The sequence below is a fragment of the Parvibaculum lavamentivorans DS-1 genome (assembly GCF_000017565.1).
In the GTDB taxonomy this organism is placed as follows: Bacteria; Pseudomonadota; Alphaproteobacteria; order Parvibaculales; family Parvibaculaceae; genus Parvibaculum; species Parvibaculum lavamentivorans.
In genome coordinates this window covers 219,406-236,358 of the sequence record NC_009719.1, presented here as the reverse complement: position 1 = coordinate 236,358, position 16,953 = coordinate 219,406, and the positions used below count along the sequence as shown (strand labels likewise).

The following is a 16,953-nucleotide window of genomic DNA, read 5'->3' as shown; positions in this document are numbered from 1 at the left end:
CATGAGCCGCTTTTTCGGAAATGTCTGCCAGAACGGCTATGTCGTGCGCGACATCGAAGCCGCGTTGAAGCACTGGACGGAAGTGCTCGGCGTCGGGCCCTTCTATTATATCGACCGCGTGCAATGCGACTGGTTCACCTACAAGGGCGAGCCGTCCCCCGTCGAAATGAGCATCGCGCTCGGCAATACGGGCGACCTCCAGATCGAGCTCATCCAGCAGCGCAACGACGCGCCCTCAATGTATATGGATTTCCTGAATGCGGGCCGCGAGGGCCTGCAGCACATGTCCTACTGGACGCAGAATTATCAGGCCGATTACGACCGCGCGCTCGCCGCAGGCTACAAGGTCGGCCATGAAGGACAGATCGGCGGGCCACAGGGCCGCTTCGTCTATTTCGATACCGAGACGCATCCCGGCACGGTGATCGAGATGTCGGATATCAGCGGCGGCAAGGGCAAATTCTTTGAACACATTCGCAAGGCCGCCATCGGCTGGGACGGGACGGATCCGGTGAGGCCCGTCCGCTGACGAGCCTCACCGCCGGTCCGTTTAGCCGCAACGAAGATTCGTGATGTTGCCATCCTCGTCCAGCTCGACATTCAGCCGGTCGTCGCGGAAGTCCTGCGTGACCGCGTCTCCGGGACGGATCACACGCACTGTCTCGATGCCCTCCCGGGCTTCGATCGCGTCCTTGGCCTCTTCATAAGGCTGGCCAACCCATACGCCCAGTCCGTCATCGCCTGCGGCGGCTTCGCAATCATTGGCGGCGTCGCCCGTACCGGCGATTGTCTCGGCGTCGGTGCCTTCGGCGGCAGCTTCCTCACCCATCGACATGTCGCCCGCAGGCAGGTCGCTGCCCGGCGTCTGGCTTTCGGGCATATCTGTCGAAGGCGTCGTGTTGTCCACCATGCCCGTGCTTCCCGGCGCGGCCTGACCAGGCTGGTTCGTCAACGGAACGGCACTGTCCGGAGACTGCATTTCTCCCGGCGCGGTCTGCGCGTTTTCGTTCTCGTTGGGGTCGTCACATGCGGCCACTGCCAGCAGGCCGGCGACCGCCACCGTTCCGAGCAAATATTTCAGCGAATGCTTCATGGTTTTCTCCCGTTTGAGTTGCTCTTCGGAGGAGCGCCCGCGGCGCTATCTAGCCGCATTCCACATCGCGAACGATGGATGCAGCGTCGAGTGTCACATTCAGCCGATGGGGGTCGTAATCCATGGTCACGACGTCGCCCGGACGGATGATGCGAATTCTTTCAATTTCGCCCATCACCACAATGTCGCGCTGGGCCTTTTCGTATGCTTCACCGTGCCAGCGTGCGCGATGGGTCGCCGCGAGGGAATCGCAGCTGCGTTCGGATATCGCGCGCTCGGCACCCGCACCGGGTTTCGCCGTCCGCGCCACCTGACCGCCCGAATGGCAGGCGGCCAAGGATAGAAAAGCCATTGTCATGGCCACAGGCAGGATGACGCCTCCAAGGCCTCTTCCTGTCATCGCACGCCTCCTTCGGCTCTTGCCGGCCCTTGTGAACTGCTCACCATAAATGCGCGCAGCCGCAAGATGTTCCACGACCCTGGCCATTTTGTGGCCGTGGCCGCGAATTTGCTGCGATCCAGGGGGTTGGCGGGGGACGCGTTCTATTCGGCGGGGCCTGCCTTGTCCTCATACATCTCGTCATAACTCCGTTGCCAGATTAGCCTTGAGCCGTCTTCACGGCCGAGCATCCCGATCGGATCGGCATTGTCGACATGACCGTAAAGGCCGCGATAGACCGAATAGCCGCAGAGTTCTTGCAACCGGCGCGGAAATTTCCGCGCTTCCTCAAGCGGGATTCCGAGTTGCTGGTTCTCCTGCTGGCGTATGAAGCCGGCGCAATAGTAGTTCGCAACGCAGAAGCGGCGCTCCTTCGAGCGGTTGTTGCCGCCCGCATGCCAAAGACTGCCATGCCAGAACAACACCGAACCCGCAGGCATTTCACCCGCCACCGTGTCCATCTCCATATCGTAGTCCGGCATGCCGCTCGCCTTGTGGCTTCCGGGCACGAGGCGCGTAGCGCCATTCTCTTCCGTGAAATCGGAGATCGCCCAGACGCAATTCAGCGTGAAAGGCTGGTGCGGTTTCGGCACCGGAATCAGCTGATCGTCAGCATGCAGAGGTTGCGCGCCCTGGCCTGGGCAGAGCGTTATGGAGCTCACCGAAGAGACCTGAAGTTCCTCATCGAGCACCTTCTCGGCAAAAGGCAGTGTTGCTTCATGGATCGGTATCTTCCAGAAGGTGGGTCCATGCGCCAGCAGGTTGTAGATGCGGACCGTCTGCTTGCCCTCGAAGTCGGTATCCCGGAATCCCATGTTGTTATCGCGTTCAACGCGAAGCAGTTCCTCGCGGATTTCCGATACCAGTTCCGGCTCGATCACGTTCTCGAAGATCACATACCCATCACGCTCGAAATCCGCGAATTTCGCTTCGAGATCAATACCCCTTCCCTTGGTCACCGCTTTCCTCCCCTTGTTTTGCGTTTTCCGGCCTTTCCAGGCCGTTCGGCAAAACGCTATCGCCAAAAGCGGAGGTCTGCCCCCGCGTTTCATGCAGGGTCAGAGGCGTTCCGGGCTTTTCAAGTCTTTGCAATCAGCTGCTGCAGCGACTTCTTCACGCCCGTCCAGTTGGCGCCGAGCGCCGTCTCGACGTCATCTTGTGCCTTGCGCCACAGGGGCAGCGCCTGGGTCAGCTTCTTCCGTCCCGCCTTGGTGAGGACGAGCCCGAGCGAACGGCCTTCACCTGTCGGGGCCGCCTCGATCAGCCCGTCATCTTCCAGAAGCTTCACATTGCGCACGAGGCTCGAGCGCTCCAGCGCCAGATGATCCGCAAGCGCCGTCATGGATTTCGCGCTGCCCTCGGCAATTGCAATCAACAGCGTGAATTGCGTGATCTTGAGACCGGAAGGCTTCAGCGCCTTGTCATAGGCGCGTGTCAGCTTTCGCGCGGCCATCCGCGCGCGCAAGGCCGCGCAGTTCTCGCGGACTTCAGCTTCGAGTGCGGCGGTTTCGGTCAATGGATGGCTCCCCCTTCGTGTAGATACACGATACCTTTGCCCGCGCTCCCGTGCAATATGGGGGCGCGGGCGAAGGAGGAGACTAGTCCGCCGCGCTTGTCTGGTTGACCTGTGCCTGCTTCACCGAAGCCTTCACCACCGGCACCTCGTCCCGCTCCAGCGGCTTCATCCAGTTTTTCCGTTTCAGCGCCGCCTCGATGTAAGGCGCAAGCTCCGCCTGTTTCCTTGCCTCGCGCTCGGCCGCTTCCTTCTTGAACTCCGGCATTACCTTGGCGGCGAAGAGCTCCAGCGATTCGCAGATATCCGAATGCTTGTTGCGGCCTGCCTGCTGCATGAAAATCACCTGGTCGACGCCCGCATCCCGGAACGCGCGCAGATGGGCGCGCATGTCGTCCGGCGTGCCGATGCCGGTGGCGATGGCCTCCGCGCGTTTTGCCGCGTCGATCACTTCCTGCGTACGGTTGCCGCGCGCCTTGATGTAGTCGCCCCACATATCCGTCCGGCCCGGTATCGTGTCATGCGCGACAAGCGCGTTCAGCGCATAGCCGAAAAATTCGAAGCCTTCATGGCCGCGGCGGATCGCTTCGGCCCGGTCTTCATGCAGCGAGAAATTCGACACCATGGCGATGTTGGCGTTCACCGTATGGCCGATCGGCTTGCACTCTTCCGATTTGATGATGCCGTAATAGATTTCCGACCAGGCTTTCGCTTCTTCCGGATCGACGAAGGAGAAGGCAAGCGCGCCGACGCCGAGCGATGCCGCGACGCGGATCGTGTCGCGGTTGGTGCAGGCCATCCACATCGGCGGATGCGGCTTCTGCACCGGCTTCGGCAGCACGTTGCGGCAGGGCATGGAGAAGTATTTTCCCTCGAAGCCGGGATAAGGCTCATGCACCATCATGTTGGCGATCTGCTCGCCGGCTTCGATGGCCATGGCGCGCTTTTCTTTCGCGGGAATGTTGAAGCCGCCGAGCTCCAGCCGCGTCGCGCCCTCGCCGATGCCGAATTCGACGCGCCCATTCGACATGATGTCGAGCGTTGCAAGGCCCTCGGCGGTGCGGGCAGGGTGGTTGTAATTCGGAATCACCTGCCGGATGCCATGACCGAGGCGGATGTTCTTTGTCACCGACGCGGCGGCGGCGAGGAAAACCTCAGGCGAGGAGGAGTGCGAATATTCATCGAGGAAGTGATGCTCCACCTCCCATGCGTGGTCGAAGCCGAGCTTGTCGGCCAGCACGATCTGCTCCAGAGCTTCATGAAACAGGCGGTGCTCGTCGCCTTCGTTCCAGGGCCTCGGCAGCTGCAGCTCGTAAAATACTCCGAATTTCATGACGTACTCTCCCCTTCCGCGTTTCTTTCCGCGCGTGCGGCTTCTGGGTCCGCGAGGCGGTTTTGATTGCCGTTCGGCATTTCCGGTGGGAGAGAGTGTAGCCTCAACAAGGCAGGAGGCGACAGGCCGGAGCGCGCATCTATGCGGCGCGCGCGGCAGCTTCCGCAGCGTTAGCGGTCTTCAAGGCGGCTCTTCTAGAGCTGGTGCCGGGCGCGGGAGGCCCGGTTTGCCAGTTCCTGCGCGGCAGCCTGGCGCCGCAAGGCACCCATGTCCGTTTCCAGAACACGGCGCAGTTCGTCGTCCGAATAAAGGCACATGTCCACCGGGCCAGTCGTTTCGATGGCACGGCGCATCACATCGGATGATTCATAAAAGGAACGTCTGCGGCGTTTGCGGCCACTGAGCCTTCGCCAAATTGTCGATATAGCCATCTGTTCACCGGTCTTGTCGTGGACACACATCGCGCCCTACCCAGGTCCGGCGTTCCAATCCCCGCCGCCTGGCACTCAACAAAGCCTCAGGCGATCGAACTTTTCTGGCAGCGATTCAGAATACACCGGGTAGCGCTGCAACGCCAGATGTCAGCATGGGAAAGCTACGAACCCCGTACGGCGATTTCGTGACCGTACTCCGGCGATTTCTTGCCCTGTTTATATGGTGAAAAACCGCGATGGACGGCGGCGGCACGTGACAGATAGTCTCGTTTCGCAACAAATCGGGGAGACATTCATGACGAAGCCGCTTCAGGTAGCGCATCGCGGCGGGGCGGGGCTCTGGCCGGAAAACACGATGGCGGCTTTCGAGCGCGCAATCGACGCTGGCGCCGACGGCATCGAGCTCGATGTGCATCTCACGCGCGACGGCAAGCTCGTCGTGCATCACGACGAGAGCCTGAAGCCCGCCATTGCGCGCGGTCCCGGCGGCGACTGGGTGGCGCGCCCGACCCCTCTCCTCAAGGATCTCACCGCCGCCGAACTCGCCGCCTATGATGTCGGCAGGCTGAAGCCCGGCGCCGGCTACAGCGCGCGCTATCCCGAGCAGATGCCGGTCGACGGCGCGCGCGTGCCGCTTCTCGCCGAGGTCTATGAGCTGGTGAAGGCGCGCGCCGAACCCGGCTTCCGTCTCTATGTGGAACTGAAGACCGCTCTTCTCGATCTCAGCCAGTCCGCCGATCCGGTCGAACTCGCGGATGCCGCCGTCGCGCTGACGCGGGAACATGAACTCGACGAGACCATCACCTTCGTCTCCTTCGACTGGCGGGCCCTTGCCCGGGCGAAGGAAGTGGCGCCCGGCATTCTCAACGCCTTCACGACGCTCCCTTTCTTCCATCTCGATCCGGAAGACCCCTCCGCCGTGCGCGACAAGCCGGGCTCGGAAGACGAGGCCTATCGCCGCGCCTCCGCCTCCGGCGCGCCCTGGGTCGCCGGGTTCGACTGGCGGGCGCAGAAGGGCGCCAGCTTTGCCGAGAGGATGCTGCGCGCCATCGCCGCCGCGCCCGCCGATGGCTGGTTCGCATGGCATGGCGATGCGACAGCCGACACCGCCGCGCTGGCGCACGAGCTTGGCCTCGCCGTCTCCTGCTGGACGGTCGATGAGGAAGCGGAGATGGAGCGGCTGGCGGCGCTCGGCGTCGAGGCAATCCTGACCGACCGGCCGGACCGCCTTTCAAGGCTCTTCGCCAAATGAAAAAAGGCCCGGTGAAAAACACCGGGCCTTCTTTCCTGCCGTCCGGCAGCCGTTATTTCGGCGCCAGCACCATGATCATCTGCCGGCCTTCGAGCCGGGGGTAGAGTTCGACCTTCGCGATCGGCTCGACCTCTTCCTTGACCTTGTTCAGCAGCACCATGCCGAGTTCCTGATGCGCCATTTCGCGGCCGCGGAAGCGCAGGGTGACTTTCACCTTGTCGCCTTCCTCGAAGAAGCGAAGCATCGCGCGCATCTTGACCTCGTAGTCATGCGTGTCGATGTTCGGGCGCATCTTGATTTCCTTGACCTCGACGGTCTTCTGTTTCTTGCGCGCCTCGTTGGCCTTCTTCTGTGCCTGGTATTTGAATTTCCCGTAGTCGAGAAGCTTGCACACGGGAGGCTTCGCGTTCGGCGATACCTCAACCAGATCGAGGCCGGCCTCTTCAGCCATCCTGATCGCTTCATCGGTGGGAATAACGCCGCGCTTTTCGCCCTCGGCGTCAATGAGCAACACGGTCGGCTCATCGATCATGTCGTTTATGCGCGGGCCCTCTCTGGTGGGCGGCGCCTGCATCGGTCTGCGAGCTATGAACTCTTCTCCTTCTGATGGTCCGGCCGCCACTGGCGGCGGCGAAAGCCAAGGGGCTCTCTGCCGGACGTTGTTGTTCCCGCACAGCTATAGATTTGAAGCCGGTTCCCCGCAAGTCAAGAAAGGAGGCCGGTTTCGGCGGCTAAGCGCGGATTTGGCGTCATATGGTGCCATTGTGGCCTTGGCCACACACACAGGCGGAGAAATACCGTCATGCGGCTCCCCTCCAGATCATAGATATGTCCCGGCGATGCCCAGGACAAGCGCCGCGCCCGCGCCAGAAAGGCCGAAGCGCCCCTGACCGCGCCATCGTCCCAGATTTCATCGGCGAGGGCGTGGTGCGCTCCCGCTGCCTCCCGCCTTGTCAGCAGCAGAAGCCGGACGCCGGGGTGGCTTTCGCGGATCGCCTTCAGGCCTGCCTCGGCGTGGGCTTCGCCGCCGGCGCCAAACCAGAGCGCGATGACGGGCTTGCTCATGCGCTCCGCATCCGTCCGATCAGCCCTGCGTAAATCTCGAGCGTCGTCCGGCACATCGTGTCGACGGAATAATGCGTAGCGGCGTTTGCGTAGCCGCGGGCGCCCATCGCCGCGCGGCCCTCCGGCCCCATCGCCAGCATCCGGGCCATTGCATCGGCAAGCGCAGCGGCATCGTTCGGCTTCACGCGGAAGCCCGTCTCGCCCTCGATCACCGTCTCTCGCTGGCCGCCCGCATCGCTGACGATCACCGGCCTCGACGCCGCCTGCGCCTCGACCGCCGTCCGGCCGAAAGGTTCTGGCTCTATCGAGGGCGACAGAACGACATCCGCCAGCGCATAGGCCGCCGCCATGTCGTCGCCATGCCCGGCCAGCCGCACCCGCGCGCCGAGGCCGGCATCGGCAATCGCCTTTTCGAGTTCCGCCGTGTAGCCGTCGCGGCCTTGCGCGTCTCCCGCCAGCAGCAGCGTGAAGTCCGCCCCACCGCGCCCGGCAAGCAGCCGCGCCGCCTCGATGGAAACCGCCTGCCCTTTCCATCGCGTCAGCCGCGCCGGATGGAGAAATACCGTTCCCGCGTCTTCGCCGATCCCCCAGCGCCCGCGCAGTGCCTCCATGCGGGAGGGCGTCACGGCAGCAAAGCTTTCGATATCGACGCCGCGCGGCACCGTGAAGATGCGCGCCTCGTCCGGTGCGTGAACGGCGCGAATGCTGTCGGCTGTATAGGACGAGTTCGCGATCACCGCATCGCCCCGTACCATCACGGAATTGTAGAAAACCTTCAGGCGCGGCTTGGTGTGGACGCGCGAATGATAGGTGGTGACGAAAGGCACGCCCGCGCGCCGCGAGGCCGCCAGCGCGCTCCATGCCGGCGCGCGGCTTCGCGCATGAACGAGATCGACGCCTTCGCGAGCGACGATCCGCGCCAGCCGCTCGACATTGAGCGCCATGACCACCGGATTCTTCGAATGCATCGCCATGTCGATATGTTCGGCGCCTGAGACGATCAGTTCCGGCACCATGCGTCCGCCCCGGCTCGCGACGATGGCCCGCCCGCCGGCCATCATCACGGCGCGCGCCACATCGAGCGTCGTGCGTTCCGCACCGCCGGTTTCAAGGGCGGGAACGACCTGCAGGATCACCGGCTTCGGCGACAGGGTTTCGAAAGGATTGGACACGCGGCTATCTCTGTTGGATGTATGGTTTGTATGCAATGACGGCACGCCAAAAGCGACAATGACCGACAGCACAACGCCCCGCAAGCTCGACCGCCCCGGCCATGATGGCAGCGCAAGCGAAAGCCTCGCCTGTCTGGTCGATGCGCCTCGGCACCCTTCGGGTCCGACAGGCCTCACCTGGCTCGGCGGTTTCAAGTCCGAAATGACCGGCACCAAGGCGGCGGCACTCGCCGATTGGGCGCGCGCGGCAGACCGGCACCTTCTTCGCTTCGATTATTACGCGCATGGCGCTTCCTCCGGCGACTTCGCCCGCGCAACCGTGACGCGATGGCTCGACGATGCGCTCTGCGCCATCGACGCACTCGCGCAAGGCCCGCAAGTGCTGATCGGTTCCAGCATGGGCGGCTGGATGGCGCTGCTCGCGGCGCTGGCGCGTCCCGAACGCGTGAAGGCACTCGTCCTCATCGCTCCCGCGCCGGACTTCACCGAAGAACTGATGTGGAAGGGCTTTTCGGACGAAATAAAATCCGTCCTCGCGCGTGACGGCATCTACCGCGAACCGTCCGACTACAGCGACGAACCCTACGAGATCACGATGCGGCTGATCGAGGATGGGCGGAACCATCTCCTGCTCGGCGAGAAGATCCCGCTCGCCATCCCCGTCCGCATCCTGCAGGGCATGGCCGACCCCGACGTCCCCTGGCAACACGCCATGCGCCTCGTCGATGCGCTTGCAAGCAGCGACGTCACCATCAATCTCGCCAAATCCGGCGACCACCGGCTCTCAACGCCAGTCGACCTCGCAAGGTTGACGGAAACGATTGAAGCTCTGCTGAAAGAGATCGAGCGATAAGAAAACTCCTTCTCTTCCCACCCTCCCCACGGGGAGGGTGGAAGAAAAGGAAGCGAGCAGCGGATCAATCGACCTGGGGCAGCATCCGGTCGGCCTTGCGGAAATAGGCCTTGGCGTAGTTCAGCAATTCGCCGTCGCCCGGATGGTCGACCGTCTCGATGCCGACGACATGATCCGCCACCGAACCATGCTTCGCCTGCAGCCGTTTCAGGAAACCGAGTTTCGCATTTGCCGGACCGACGATCAGAATTTCTCCGATCCCTTCAAGCTTCGCCGCAACTTCATCGAAGAAGCCGGTGTCTTCCGAGGCGCGCCAGCTCGCATGGCCGGAAAACTGTGCATGTTTTCGGGTGGCGGCATGTTTCAACACCACCTTGTCGGTCTTCGCATCGTCGGCATTGAATTCGAGAATGCGGGCTTCGTGATGGTCGATCCAGACGACCGCGTGAAAATGATGGCTCATGACACCTCCGATGAACACGCTTCACTATACGAGGCGAGGAGGCCGCCTATCCTGCGGCAGAATGGCCTGCGTCACAGCGTACCGAGCAGCGCCTTCAAGCCCTCGCGATAGGTCGGATAGCGCAGATCATAGCCCAATTCCTCGTGAAGACGCACATTGGAAACGCGGCGCGAGGCGGCATAGAAGCTCCGCGCCATCGGCGAAAGATCAGCCGTCTCATAAGGCACTTCCAGCGGCGGCTCGCGGCCAAGCAGTTCCGCCGCATAGGCCACAACTTCATGCGCGGGGGCGGGTTCGTCGTCGCAGACATTGTAGATCGCGCCCGGCCGCTTCTTTGCCATCGAGGCTTCGAGCACGCCCGCAATATCCTCCACATGAATGCGCGAGAAAATCTGCCCTTCCTTCACGATCCGCTTCGCCGTGCCGTCGATCACGCCTTGAAGCTGGTTGCGTCCCGGCCCGTATATGCCGGCCAGCCGGAATATATGGAGCGGCAGCCCGGTCTCGCGCGCGAAGGCCTGCCAGCCGGCTTCCGCGCTCGCCCGCCTGTCGCTCCTCGCCACGGCCGGGTCGAGCGGCGTCTCCTCCGTCACCCAGCCGCCCTGCCGGTCGCCATAGACGCCGGTGGTCGAAAGATAGCCCGCCCATTCGATCCGGGGTGCGAGCCGGCGAAGCGCGTCGCGATGCGCGGCCAGCACCGGGTCGCCCGCTTCCGCTGGCGGCGTCGAGATCAGCAGATGCGTGGTGCCGTCAAGCGCCTGCTCCGCGTCCCGCAGCGGCAAGCCGCTGTCGAAAAGAAAAGCCTCGATGCCCGCCTCGCGGAGCCGCGCCGCCTTCTCTTCGCTCCTGCAAGTGCCCGCCACAGCAAAGCCGCGTCCGGCAAGGCGGCTGGCAAAGACCCGCGCGCTGAAACCCATACCGAAACAGAAAAGCCGTTTGCCACTCATTTCGTCTGACCATTCTTTCACTTGCAAGACGTCCGCCGCTGGCAGAGCTTATGCCACATGAAACGCATCCCGTATTTCTTTCCGCCTTTTCTCGCTGTCGTTTTCCTTCTCGGCGCGGCCCGTGCCGAAGCGCCGGAGCCGGATTACGACGCCTGCATCGCGCTCGTCCAGCCGGACCCGACCGCCGCGCTCGAAATGGCGCAGAAGTTGAAGCTCAAGGGCGGCGAGGATGAAGCAGGCGGCATGCATTGCGAGGCCCTGTCTCTGATGGAACTTGGCCGGGCGGATGAAGCGGGCAGCGCCTTTTTCGATCTCGCCGAACGCATGTTGCGCGCGGATGACGAGTTGCGCTCGCCGATCTATGCGCAGGCGGGCGATGCCTGGGCGATTGCCGGTTCGCCGAAACTCGCGCTGCGTGCCTATGACAACGCCATCGCCCGGGTGCCCGACGATCCGACCTATTACGCAGGCCGCGCCCGCGTGAAGGCCATCGCGAAGGATTGGGAGGGCGTGCGCGACGACGCGGCCGAAGCTCTTGCGCTCGATCCCCATTATCCCGAGCCGATGATGCTGCGCTCGGCGGCAAACCGCATATTGGGTCATCCGCGCGCGGCACTGGTCGACGCCAATCGCGCGGTGGAGCTTCGCCCGCACAATCTCGATGCGCTGCTGGAGCGCGGCCTCGTTCACAAGGCACTGGGCGACAAGCCGGGCGCATGGGGCGATTGGAGCACGCTGCTGCGCTATGCGGGGCAGACCGGGCAGGAGAACCATCCGGCCGCCATCGCCGCGCGGGATTATCTCAAGGAATAGCGCCACTCCTCGCGCACCGCCTCGTCGGCTTCCGCTTGCAGCGCCGTCTCTGCGCGGGCGCGCAGAATATCTCCCTGCCCAAGCTGCGCCAGCGCCCATACCGCCATCGCGCGGACAAGCGGCGAGGCATCCTCGAGCAGCGCCGTCGTCACGGGCACAAGCGACGGATCGCCGGAATTGCCGATGGCGATCAGCACATTCCTCACAAAACGATCGCGGCCGATCCGTTTCACAGGCGAGCCCGAAAAGAAAGCGCGGAACGCGGCATCGTCCAGCCGCGCGAGGTCCGAAAGCAGCGGCGCGCGCAATTCATCGCGCGGATGAAACGCTTCCTCGCGCGCGCGGTTCGCGAATTTGTTCCAGGGGCAGACGGCGAGACAATCGTCGCAGCCATAGATGCGGTTGCCCATCGGCTCACGGAACTCGCGCGCGATGTGTCCCTTGTGCTCGATGGTGAGATAGGAAATGCAGCGCCGCGCATCGAGTTCGTAAGGCGCGGGAAAGGCTTTCGTCGGACAGGCATCGAGACAGCGGCGGCACTCGCCGCAGCGGTCGTCATGCCGTTTGTCGGCTTCGAAATCGAGCGTGGTGAAGATCGAGCCGAGAAAGAACCACGAGCCGAGGGTGCGCGAGACGAGGTTCGTGTGCTTGCCCTGCCAGCCGAGCCCGGCCGCTTCCGCCAGCGGCTTCTCCATCACGGGTGCCGTATCGACGAAGACCTTCACCTCGGCGCCGCTCGTTTTGGCGAGCCAGCGCGCCACCTGTTTCAGCCGCTTCTTGACGAGGTCGTGATAGTCGCGGTTCTGCGCGTAAACGGAGATCGCCGCCCGGTCGCGATGGCCGAGAATTTCCAGCGGGTCGGTGTCCGGCCCGTAATTCATCGCCAGCATGATGACGGATTTCGCTTCCGGCCAGAGCGTCGCGGGCGCCGCGCGCCGTGCCGCCGTCTCGGCCATCCAGTCCATGTTGCCGTGGCGGCCCTCCACCAGCCACTCATCGAGCCGCGCCGGCAGATCGCCCCTCGCATCGGCGCGCGCGATGCCGACATCGTCGAAGCCCGCCTCCTTCGCGCGGGCGAGAAGCTCGCCGCGCAATGCGTTCAGGTCTTTCGCGCGATCAGAAATCGAGATTGGCATAGAGTTTCGGCGGCGGCATTCCGGCGACGTGATCGGCGAGCAACTGGCGGAAGCCTGGGCGCGACTTGATCTTCACATACCAGTCCTTCGCGCCCTGATACTGCGCCCAGGGCACGTCGCCGACATAATCGAGGCAGGAGAGATGCGCGGCGGCGGTGAGGTCGGCCAGCGTCATCTCCTCGCCCGCGAGCCAGTTCCGCTCTTCCATCAGGAAGCAGATATAGTCGAGGTGATAGCGCAGATTATGCAGCGCCGCGCGCACCACAACCATGTCGGGCGCGCCGCCGCCTTCGGCCGAACTGAGGAAACGCCGCGTCACCTTCTCGAAGATCAGCCCGTCGGACACCTCCACCGCGAATTTGCGGTCGAACCAGTCGATGAGGCGCCGCATCTCCGCGCGCGCATGCGGGTCCGACGGCATCAGCTTCACATCCGTCGAGGTTTCCTCCAGATATTCCGTGATCGGCGTCGCGCCGCAAATCGGCTCCGCCTCGTCCTCCACCAGCACCGGCACTTCGCCGGCCGGGTTGAGCATCAGGAATTCGCGGCGGCGCTCCCAGTCGCGCTCTTCCACCAGCTCGAATTCGAGGTTCTTTTCCGTCAGGGCAAGGCGCACCTTGCGGCAGGCGGGTGAAATCGGCATGTGGTAAAGCTGGCGCATGGACTCGCGTTTCTATTTGCTTCTTTTGGCCGCCGTCTTTCCGGCGGCGAGTTCGTCGATGATCGGGCAGTCGGGCCTGTCGTCGCCGTGGCATTTCCGGGTCAGGGTGGCGAGGGTTTCGCGCATCGCGCGCAAGCCGTCGATCTTGCCGTCGATTTCCTCCATATGCATCTCGGCGATCGCCTTCACGTCGGCGCTGGAGCGGCTGCGGTCGCGGTAAAGCGCGAGGAGATCGCGGCATTGCGCCACCGTGAAGCCCAGCGAACGGGCGCGCGCAACAAAGCGCAGCGTATGGACATCCTCTTCCGTATAGGCGCGATAGCCGTTGGCGCTCCTGTCCGCGCTCTCGATCAGCGCGATGTCTTCGTAATATCGAATGGTCTTCGCGGGCACGCCGGAGCGTGCCGCCGCCTCGCCGATATTCATGGCCTTGTCTTCAACTCGCGTTGGCGTTCTCGAACTGTCCCGTCCGGCGGAACCTGTAGAGATAAGTGGGCAGCACGACTTCGGCGGCTGTCGGCGCGAGGCCGAGGCCCTGCAGCGTCCGGCCTTCCGCCTTCGCCTCCTCGCTCACCACATTGTCGATGGTGAGAAGGCGCACCTGGTCGGGCGTCAGCGGCGGGTTGGGAATGAACTGCGTGAACATGGCCATCAGCTTCGCGACCCATACCGGCATCGGCAGCAGCAGCGTCCTGCGGCCGATTTCGCGCCGTGTCAATTCCATCAGTTCACGGAAGGTCAGCACTTCCGGCCCGCCGAATTCATAGACGCGGCCGGAAAGCCCCTCGCCTTCGAGAATTTGCACGACGCCTTCGGCGACATCCTTCACGTAAACGGGTTGCAGCCGCATCGTGCCGCCGCCGATCAGCGGCAGCGCGGGAAAGAGCCGCGCCAGCGCCGCGAAACGGTTGAAGAAGCTGTCCCCCGGCCCGAACACGATCGAGGGCCGCACGATCGCCGCATCCGGCATCGCGTCCCGCACCGCCTTCTCGCCCAGCGCCTTGGTGCGCCCGTAATGCGAGGCGCTTTCCTCGTCCGCGCCGATGGCCGAAATATGGATCAGGCGGCCGCAGCCTGCTTCCGCCGCCGCGCGCGCAACGCGGCCCGCGCCTTCCGCCTGCACGGCGTCGAATGTCTGCTTGCCGGTTTCGTGGAGAATGCCGACAAGGTTCACCACGGCGTCGGCGCCCGCCACGGCGGCGCGCACCGAGGCGTCGTCGCGAATATTGGCCTGGATGGGCTCCACCTGCCCGACCACGCCCATCGGGCGCAGGAACAGGGCTTCGTTCGGGCGGCGCACGGCGACGCGGATGCGGTAGCCGCGCTTCGCCAGCGTCTGCACGATATGACGGCCCACAAAGCCCGAACCGCCGAATACCGTGATCGTGCCCGCCACCGGCAATGCGCGTCCCCTGATCCGTCCGTCTCCGGCTTGCGTGCCCATTTCGTCTCGCCTTTCGCTCCAGCCCGTCTCCGGGCCCCCTGGGGGCCCCTTTCGGCTCCCTTGATAGCCTATGCGGACGGCGGGGCAAAGAGCGGGCGCGCCGTCATTGATGCCGCTCCTCCATTGACAATATGACGGGCCCTATTTAAGCAACACGGCACGTGCCCAGGTGGCGGAATTGGTAGACGCACCAGCTTCAGGTGCTGGCGCTCGCAAGGGCGTGGAAGTTCGAGTCTTCTCCTGGGCACCACTCTTTTCTCGCGGCGGCCTCTGCCGCTGCCGCCCTTCGGGGCCAAGCGGAGCCGGAACATGGCGGTCACGCTGCACAGGGGCGATCTCCCCGAGGGGCTTTCCTTCGGCGAAAGCGTCGCTGTCGATACCGAGACGATGGGCCTCCATCCCGAGCGGGACCAGCTCTGCGTGGTCCAGCTCTCGGCGGGCGACGGCAACGCCCATATCGTCCAGCTCGACCGCGGCACCTATAACGCGCCGCGCCTCAGGGCGCTGATGGCCGATCCCGCCATCCTCAAGATCTTCCACTTCGCGCGTTTCGACGTCGCCATGCTGCAGCGTTATCTCGGTGTGGTCACGGCGCCGGTCTATTGCACCAAGATCGCCTCGAAGCTTGTCCGCACCTATACCGACCGTCACGGTCTGAAGGATCTCGCGCGAGAACTGGTCAATATCGACATGTCGAAGCAGCAGCAAAGCTCGGACTGGGGTGCCGCCAGCCTCACCGACGCGCAGCTCAGCTATGCGGCGTCCGACGTTCTCCACCTTCACGAGATCAAGTCGGTGCTTGACGGCATGCTCGCCCGCGAGGGCCGCACCGAACTCGCCAGGGCCTGTTTCGCCTTTCTTCCGGTTCGCGCCGCGCTCGACCTTGCGGGCTGGCCGGAAGAAGATATCTTCGCTCATTGACGCCGCCCGCCCTTGAGGCCGGAGCGGCCCCTTCGTTGACGCATTATGGAGCTTCCGCGCATACTGCGCGCGGGTGGATGTGGAGCGAGAAGGCATGAGCGAGGGTTCCGGCGACGATCCGTCCGGCGGCGATCCGGCCACGGGGCGGAGACGGCCCGCCCCGCGCAGCGCCGCGCCCGTGCCGCCGCGCCCCGTCCAGGACCGCCCCGTCAACAGCCGCTACAGCAGCTTCGTTTCCTTGATGAAGGTGGGCCTGCCCGTCGGCGCCATTGTGCTGCTTGGCGTGGTGCTGGTCTATTCCGGCGTCTTCGACAGCGACGACAGGCTTGAAGTCACCTTCCGCGAAATCGACACGCAGCCGAGCGATCTGCGCATGGTGAGCCCGCGTCTCGACGGCGTCACCAGCGACGGCAAGCCCTATGTCATCACCGCCGACAATGCGACGCAGGACCCGGCCAGCCCGAATTTCGTCACGCTGGACAACATCCAGGCCGATATCAAGTTCAACGAGGAAGAAGACTGGCTGTCGCTGACGGCGACGAGCGGGCGCTACGACTCCGAGGCGCAAACGCTCAATCTCTCGCGGCAGATCGATATCTTCACCACCTGGGGCTATGAGGTGCATGGCGAAGAGGCGACGGTGGATTTCGACCAGGGCATGCTGACGAGCGAAAAGGAAGTCACGGGCCAGGGACCGCTTGGAACGCTGCGCGCCGACCGCATGCGCGCCCATAACGCGACGCAGGTTCTGCGTTTCGACGGCAATGTAAAAATGCTGATCCTGCCGGATCAGCCGAGCGAGGGGGACGAATGATGGGCTGGACGGGTTTGAGGTCGCAGGGCGGGGCCGCGCTTTCCACCCTTGTCTTCGCGGCATTCCTTGCCGGGGGGCTCGCCGTCGCGGTGCCGGCGGATGCGCAGACGGCGGGCGAAGGCGGCGGCGCGCTTGGCGGCTTCCGCACCGATCCGGACAAACCGATCGAGGTCGAGGCCGATTCGCTCGAAGTCGAGGATACGAAGAGCACCGCCACCTTTATCGGCAATGTCCGTGTCGCGCAGGGCGAAATCCGCATGAAGGCAGACCGGATCGTCGTCTTCTATGCGCCGCGCAGCTCGAACGGCTCCGGCATCGAGCGGCTTCGCGCCACCGGCAATGTCTTCGTCTCCTCGCCCGACGAGCAGTCGGCCAGCGGCGAATGGGCCAATTACCTCATTGCCACGCGCGAGATCGAGATGGGCGATGCGGTCGTGCTGCGGCAGGGCGAGAACGTGATCCGCGGCGCGAAACTCTTCGTCGATCTTAACAGCGGCCGTGCCCGCGTGGTCGGCGGGGGCACCGGCGTAAGTGGGGAAACCGGCGGCACCGGGCGCGTAAAAGGTCTCTTCCAGCCCGGCGGGAACTGATTTTATACAA

General features: G+C 64.0%; 22 protein-coding genes and 1 tRNA gene. 8 read left to right on the top strand and 15 right to left on the bottom strand.

What is annotated here, in order from left to right; genetic code table 11:
* The first annotated feature begins 1 nt into the window (after position 1).
* Complete coding sequence (locus PLAV_RS01110) at positions 2 to 529, top strand: VOC family protein (protein ID WP_011995129.1); 528 nt, start codon at positions 2 to 4, stop codon at positions 527 to 529.
* 21 nt (positions 530 to 550) lie between these two features.
* Here PLAV_RS01110 and PLAV_RS19745 read toward each other — a convergent pair whose 3' ends face one another.
* The 6 genes from PLAV_RS19745 to PLAV_RS19565 form a co-directional block, all read right to left on the bottom strand.
* Positions 551 to 1,093 carry an I78 family peptidase inhibitor gene (locus PLAV_RS19745; protein ID WP_011995128.1) on the bottom strand — a complete coding sequence of 181 codons (543 nt, stop codon included), beginning with the start codon at positions 1,091 to 1,093 and terminating at the stop codon, positions 551 to 553.
* Between the two features lie 49 nt (positions 1,094 to 1,142).
* On the bottom strand, positions 1,143 to 1,493 hold the full coding sequence (locus PLAV_RS01100) for an I78 family peptidase inhibitor (RefSeq protein ID WP_168713161.1): 351 nt from the start codon (positions 1,491 to 1,493) through the stop codon (positions 1,143 to 1,145).
* A 143-nt stretch (positions 1,494 to 1,636) separates the two neighbouring features.
* Positions 1,637 to 2,491, bottom strand: coding sequence for a phytanoyl-CoA dioxygenase family protein (locus tag PLAV_RS01095; RefSeq protein WP_245545197.1), 855 nt, complete (start codon positions 2,489 to 2,491; stop codon positions 1,637 to 1,639).
* 119 nt (positions 2,492 to 2,610) lie between these two features.
* Entirely contained in the window at positions 2,611 to 3,048 is a 438-nt protein-coding gene (locus PLAV_RS01090; protein WP_011995125.1) for a MarR family winged helix-turn-helix transcriptional regulator, read from the bottom strand.
* 82 nt (positions 3,049 to 3,130) lie between these two features.
* Positions 3,131 to 4,378 (bottom strand): LLM class flavin-dependent oxidoreductase, encoded by a 1,248-nt coding sequence (locus tag PLAV_RS01085; RefSeq protein ID WP_011995124.1) that lies wholly within the window; start codon positions 4,376 to 4,378, stop codon positions 3,131 to 3,133.
* Positions 4,379 to 4,572: 194 nt separating this feature from the next.
* On the bottom strand, positions 4,573 to 4,734 hold the full coding sequence (locus tag PLAV_RS19565; protein WP_168713160.1) for a hypothetical protein: 162 nt from the start codon (positions 4,732 to 4,734) through the stop codon (positions 4,573 to 4,575).
* A gap of 373 nt (positions 4,735 to 5,107) precedes the next feature.
* Between PLAV_RS19565 and PLAV_RS01080 the strand changes: the two genes are divergently transcribed.
* A complete protein-coding gene (locus PLAV_RS01080) occupies positions 5,108 to 6,064 on the top strand; it encodes a glycerophosphodiester phosphodiesterase family protein (RefSeq protein ID WP_011995122.1) in 957 nt (318 codons plus the stop codon).
* Between the two features lie 52 nt (positions 6,065 to 6,116).
* Here PLAV_RS01080 and infC read toward each other — a convergent pair whose 3' ends face one another.
* From infC to PLAV_RS01065, 3 genes are all read right to left on the bottom strand, one after another.
* Positions 6,117 to 6,638 (bottom strand): translation initiation factor IF-3, encoded by a 522-nt coding sequence (infC, locus tag PLAV_RS01075; protein WP_011995121.1) that lies wholly within the window; start codon positions 6,636 to 6,638, stop codon positions 6,117 to 6,119.
* A 131-nt stretch (positions 6,639 to 6,769) separates the two neighbouring features.
* Positions 6,770 to 7,129 carry a hypothetical protein gene (locus PLAV_RS01070; RefSeq protein ID WP_011995120.1) on the bottom strand — a complete coding sequence of 120 codons (360 nt, stop codon included), beginning with the start codon at positions 7,127 to 7,129 and terminating at the stop codon, positions 6,770 to 6,772.
* Positions 7,126 to 8,301: a glycosyltransferase family 4 protein gene (locus tag PLAV_RS01065; RefSeq protein ID WP_202943991.1), complete on the bottom strand. Its 1,176-nt coding sequence runs from the start codon at positions 8,299 to 8,301 to the stop codon at positions 7,126 to 7,128. The genes PLAV_RS01070 and PLAV_RS01065 overlap by 4 nt, the downstream gene beginning before the upstream one ends.
* Before the next feature lie 58 nt (positions 8,302 to 8,359).
* On the opposite strand from PLAV_RS01065, the gene PLAV_RS01060 reads away from it, so the two are divergent.
* Positions 8,360 to 9,154: an alpha/beta hydrolase gene (locus tag PLAV_RS01060; protein WP_011995118.1), complete on the top strand. Its 795-nt coding sequence runs from the start codon at positions 8,360 to 8,362 to the stop codon at positions 9,152 to 9,154.
* Between the two features lie 64 nt (positions 9,155 to 9,218).
* Here PLAV_RS01060 and PLAV_RS01055 read toward each other — a convergent pair whose 3' ends face one another.
* Positions 9,219 to 9,617 carry a hypothetical protein gene (locus tag PLAV_RS01055; protein ID WP_011995117.1) on the bottom strand — a complete coding sequence of 133 codons (399 nt, stop codon included), beginning with the start codon at positions 9,615 to 9,617 and terminating at the stop codon, positions 9,219 to 9,221.
* Between the two features lie 71 nt (positions 9,618 to 9,688).
* Positions 9,689 to 10,564: an SDR family oxidoreductase gene (locus PLAV_RS01050; RefSeq protein WP_011995116.1), complete on the bottom strand. Its 876-nt coding sequence runs from the start codon at positions 10,562 to 10,564 to the stop codon at positions 9,689 to 9,691.
* A 57-nt stretch (positions 10,565 to 10,621) separates the two neighbouring features.
* On the opposite strand from PLAV_RS01050, the gene PLAV_RS01045 reads away from it, so the two are divergent.
* Entirely contained in the window at positions 10,622 to 11,377 is a 756-nt protein-coding gene (locus tag PLAV_RS01045) for a tetratricopeptide repeat protein (protein WP_011995115.1), read from the top strand.
* Here the strand turns inward: PLAV_RS01045 and queG are convergent.
* The 4 genes from queG to PLAV_RS01025 are packed head-to-tail and all read right to left on the bottom strand — an operon-like array spanning position 11,362 to position 14,618.
* Positions 11,362 to 12,513, bottom strand: coding sequence for a tRNA epoxyqueuosine(34) reductase QueG (gene queG / locus PLAV_RS01040; RefSeq protein ID WP_011995114.1), 1,152 nt, complete (start codon positions 12,511 to 12,513; stop codon positions 11,362 to 11,364). The two genes, PLAV_RS01045 and queG, sit on opposite strands and share 16 nt — an antisense overlap.
* Positions 12,494 to 13,174, bottom strand: coding sequence for a glutathione S-transferase family protein (locus PLAV_RS01035; RefSeq protein WP_011995113.1), 681 nt, complete (start codon positions 13,172 to 13,174; stop codon positions 12,494 to 12,496). The genes queG and PLAV_RS01035 overlap by 20 nt, the downstream gene beginning before the upstream one ends.
* A gap of 12 nt (positions 13,175 to 13,186) precedes the next feature.
* Complete coding sequence (gene cueR, locus PLAV_RS01030; protein ID WP_011995112.1) at positions 13,187 to 13,600, bottom strand: Cu(I)-responsive transcriptional regulator; 414 nt, start codon at positions 13,598 to 13,600, stop codon at positions 13,187 to 13,189.
* A gap of 10 nt (positions 13,601 to 13,610) precedes the next feature.
* A complete protein-coding gene (locus PLAV_RS01025) occupies positions 13,611 to 14,618 on the bottom strand; it encodes a complex I NDUFA9 subunit family protein (protein WP_049767669.1) in 1,008 nt (335 codons plus the stop codon).
* A 163-nt stretch (positions 14,619 to 14,781) separates the two neighbouring features.
* Here PLAV_RS01025 and PLAV_RS01020 point away from each other — a divergent pair.
* From PLAV_RS01020 to lptA, 4 genes are all read left to right on the top strand, one after another.
* Positions 14,782 to 14,868: transfer RNA gene (locus PLAV_RS01020), tRNA-Leu, on the top strand.
* A 59-nt stretch (positions 14,869 to 14,927) separates the two neighbouring features.
* Positions 14,928 to 15,539 (top strand): ribonuclease D, encoded by a 612-nt coding sequence (locus PLAV_RS01015; protein WP_011995110.1) that lies wholly within the window; start codon positions 14,928 to 14,930, stop codon positions 15,537 to 15,539.
* 94 nt (positions 15,540 to 15,633) lie between these two features.
* Positions 15,634 to 16,353: an LPS export ABC transporter periplasmic protein LptC gene (gene lptC, locus PLAV_RS01010; protein WP_011995109.1), complete on the top strand. Its 720-nt coding sequence runs from the start codon at positions 15,634 to 15,636 to the stop codon at positions 16,351 to 16,353.
* Complete coding sequence (lptA, locus tag PLAV_RS01005) at positions 16,350 to 16,943, top strand: lipopolysaccharide transport periplasmic protein LptA (RefSeq protein WP_011995108.1); 594 nt, start codon at positions 16,350 to 16,352, stop codon at positions 16,941 to 16,943. Before lptC ends, lptA begins: the two co-directional genes overlap by 4 nt.
* Positions 16,944 to 16,953: the final 10 nt, after the last annotated feature.

Coding starts and splice junctions, on each gene's coding strand:
- PLAV_RS01110 (WP_011995129.1), top strand. CDS start 2: ATGAGCCGCTTTTTCGGAAATGTCTGCCAGAACGGCTATGTCGTGCGC.
- PLAV_RS19745 (WP_011995128.1), bottom strand. CDS start 1,093: ATGAAGCATTCGCTGAAATATTTGCTCGGAACGGTGGCGGTCGCCGGC.
- PLAV_RS01100 (WP_168713161.1), bottom strand. CDS start 1,493: ATGACAGGAAGAGGCCTTGGAGGCGTCATCCTGCCTGTGGCCATGACA.
- PLAV_RS01085 (WP_011995124.1), bottom strand. CDS start 4,378: ATGAAATTCGGAGTATTTTACGAGCTGCAGCTGCCGAGGCCCTGGAAC.
- PLAV_RS01080 (WP_011995122.1), top strand. CDS start 5,108: ATGACGAAGCCGCTTCAGGTAGCGCATCGCGGCGGGGCGGGGCTCTGG.
- infC (WP_011995121.1), bottom strand. CDS start 6,638: ATGCAGGCGCCGCCCACCAGAGAGGGCCCGCGCATAAACGACATGATC.
- PLAV_RS01070 (WP_011995120.1), bottom strand. CDS start 7,129: ATGAGCAAGCCCGTCATCGCGCTCTGGTTTGGCGCCGGCGGCGAAGCC.
- PLAV_RS01060 (WP_011995118.1), top strand. CDS start 8,360: ATGACCGACAGCACAACGCCCCGCAAGCTCGACCGCCCCGGCCATGAT.
- PLAV_RS01055 (WP_011995117.1), bottom strand. CDS start 9,617: ATGAGCCATCATTTTCACGCGGTCGTCTGGATCGACCATCACGAAGCC.
- PLAV_RS01050 (WP_011995116.1), bottom strand. CDS start 10,564: ATGAGTGGCAAACGGCTTTTCTGTTTCGGTATGGGTTTCAGCGCGCGG.
- PLAV_RS01045 (WP_011995115.1), top strand. CDS start 10,622: ATGAAACGCATCCCGTATTTCTTTCCGCCTTTTCTCGCTGTCGTTTTC.
- queG (WP_011995114.1), bottom strand. CDS start 12,513: ATGCCAATCTCGATTTCTGATCGCGCGAAAGACCTGAACGCATTGCGC.
- PLAV_RS01035 (WP_011995113.1), bottom strand. CDS start 13,174: ATGCGCCAGCTTTACCACATGCCGATTTCACCCGCCTGCCGCAAGGTG.
- cueR (WP_011995112.1), bottom strand. CDS start 13,600: ATGAATATCGGCGAGGCGGCGGCACGCTCCGGCGTGCCCGCGAAGACC.
- PLAV_RS01025 (WP_049767669.1), bottom strand. CDS start 14,618: ATGGGCACGCAAGCCGGAGACGGACGGATCAGGGGACGCGCATTGCCG.
- PLAV_RS01015 (WP_011995110.1), top strand. CDS start 14,928: ATGGCGGTCACGCTGCACAGGGGCGATCTCCCCGAGGGGCTTTCCTTC.
- lptC (WP_011995109.1), top strand. CDS start 15,634: ATGAGCGAGGGTTCCGGCGACGATCCGTCCGGCGGCGATCCGGCCACG.
- lptA (WP_011995108.1), top strand. CDS start 16,350: ATGATGGGCTGGACGGGTTTGAGGTCGCAGGGCGGGGCCGCGCTTTCC.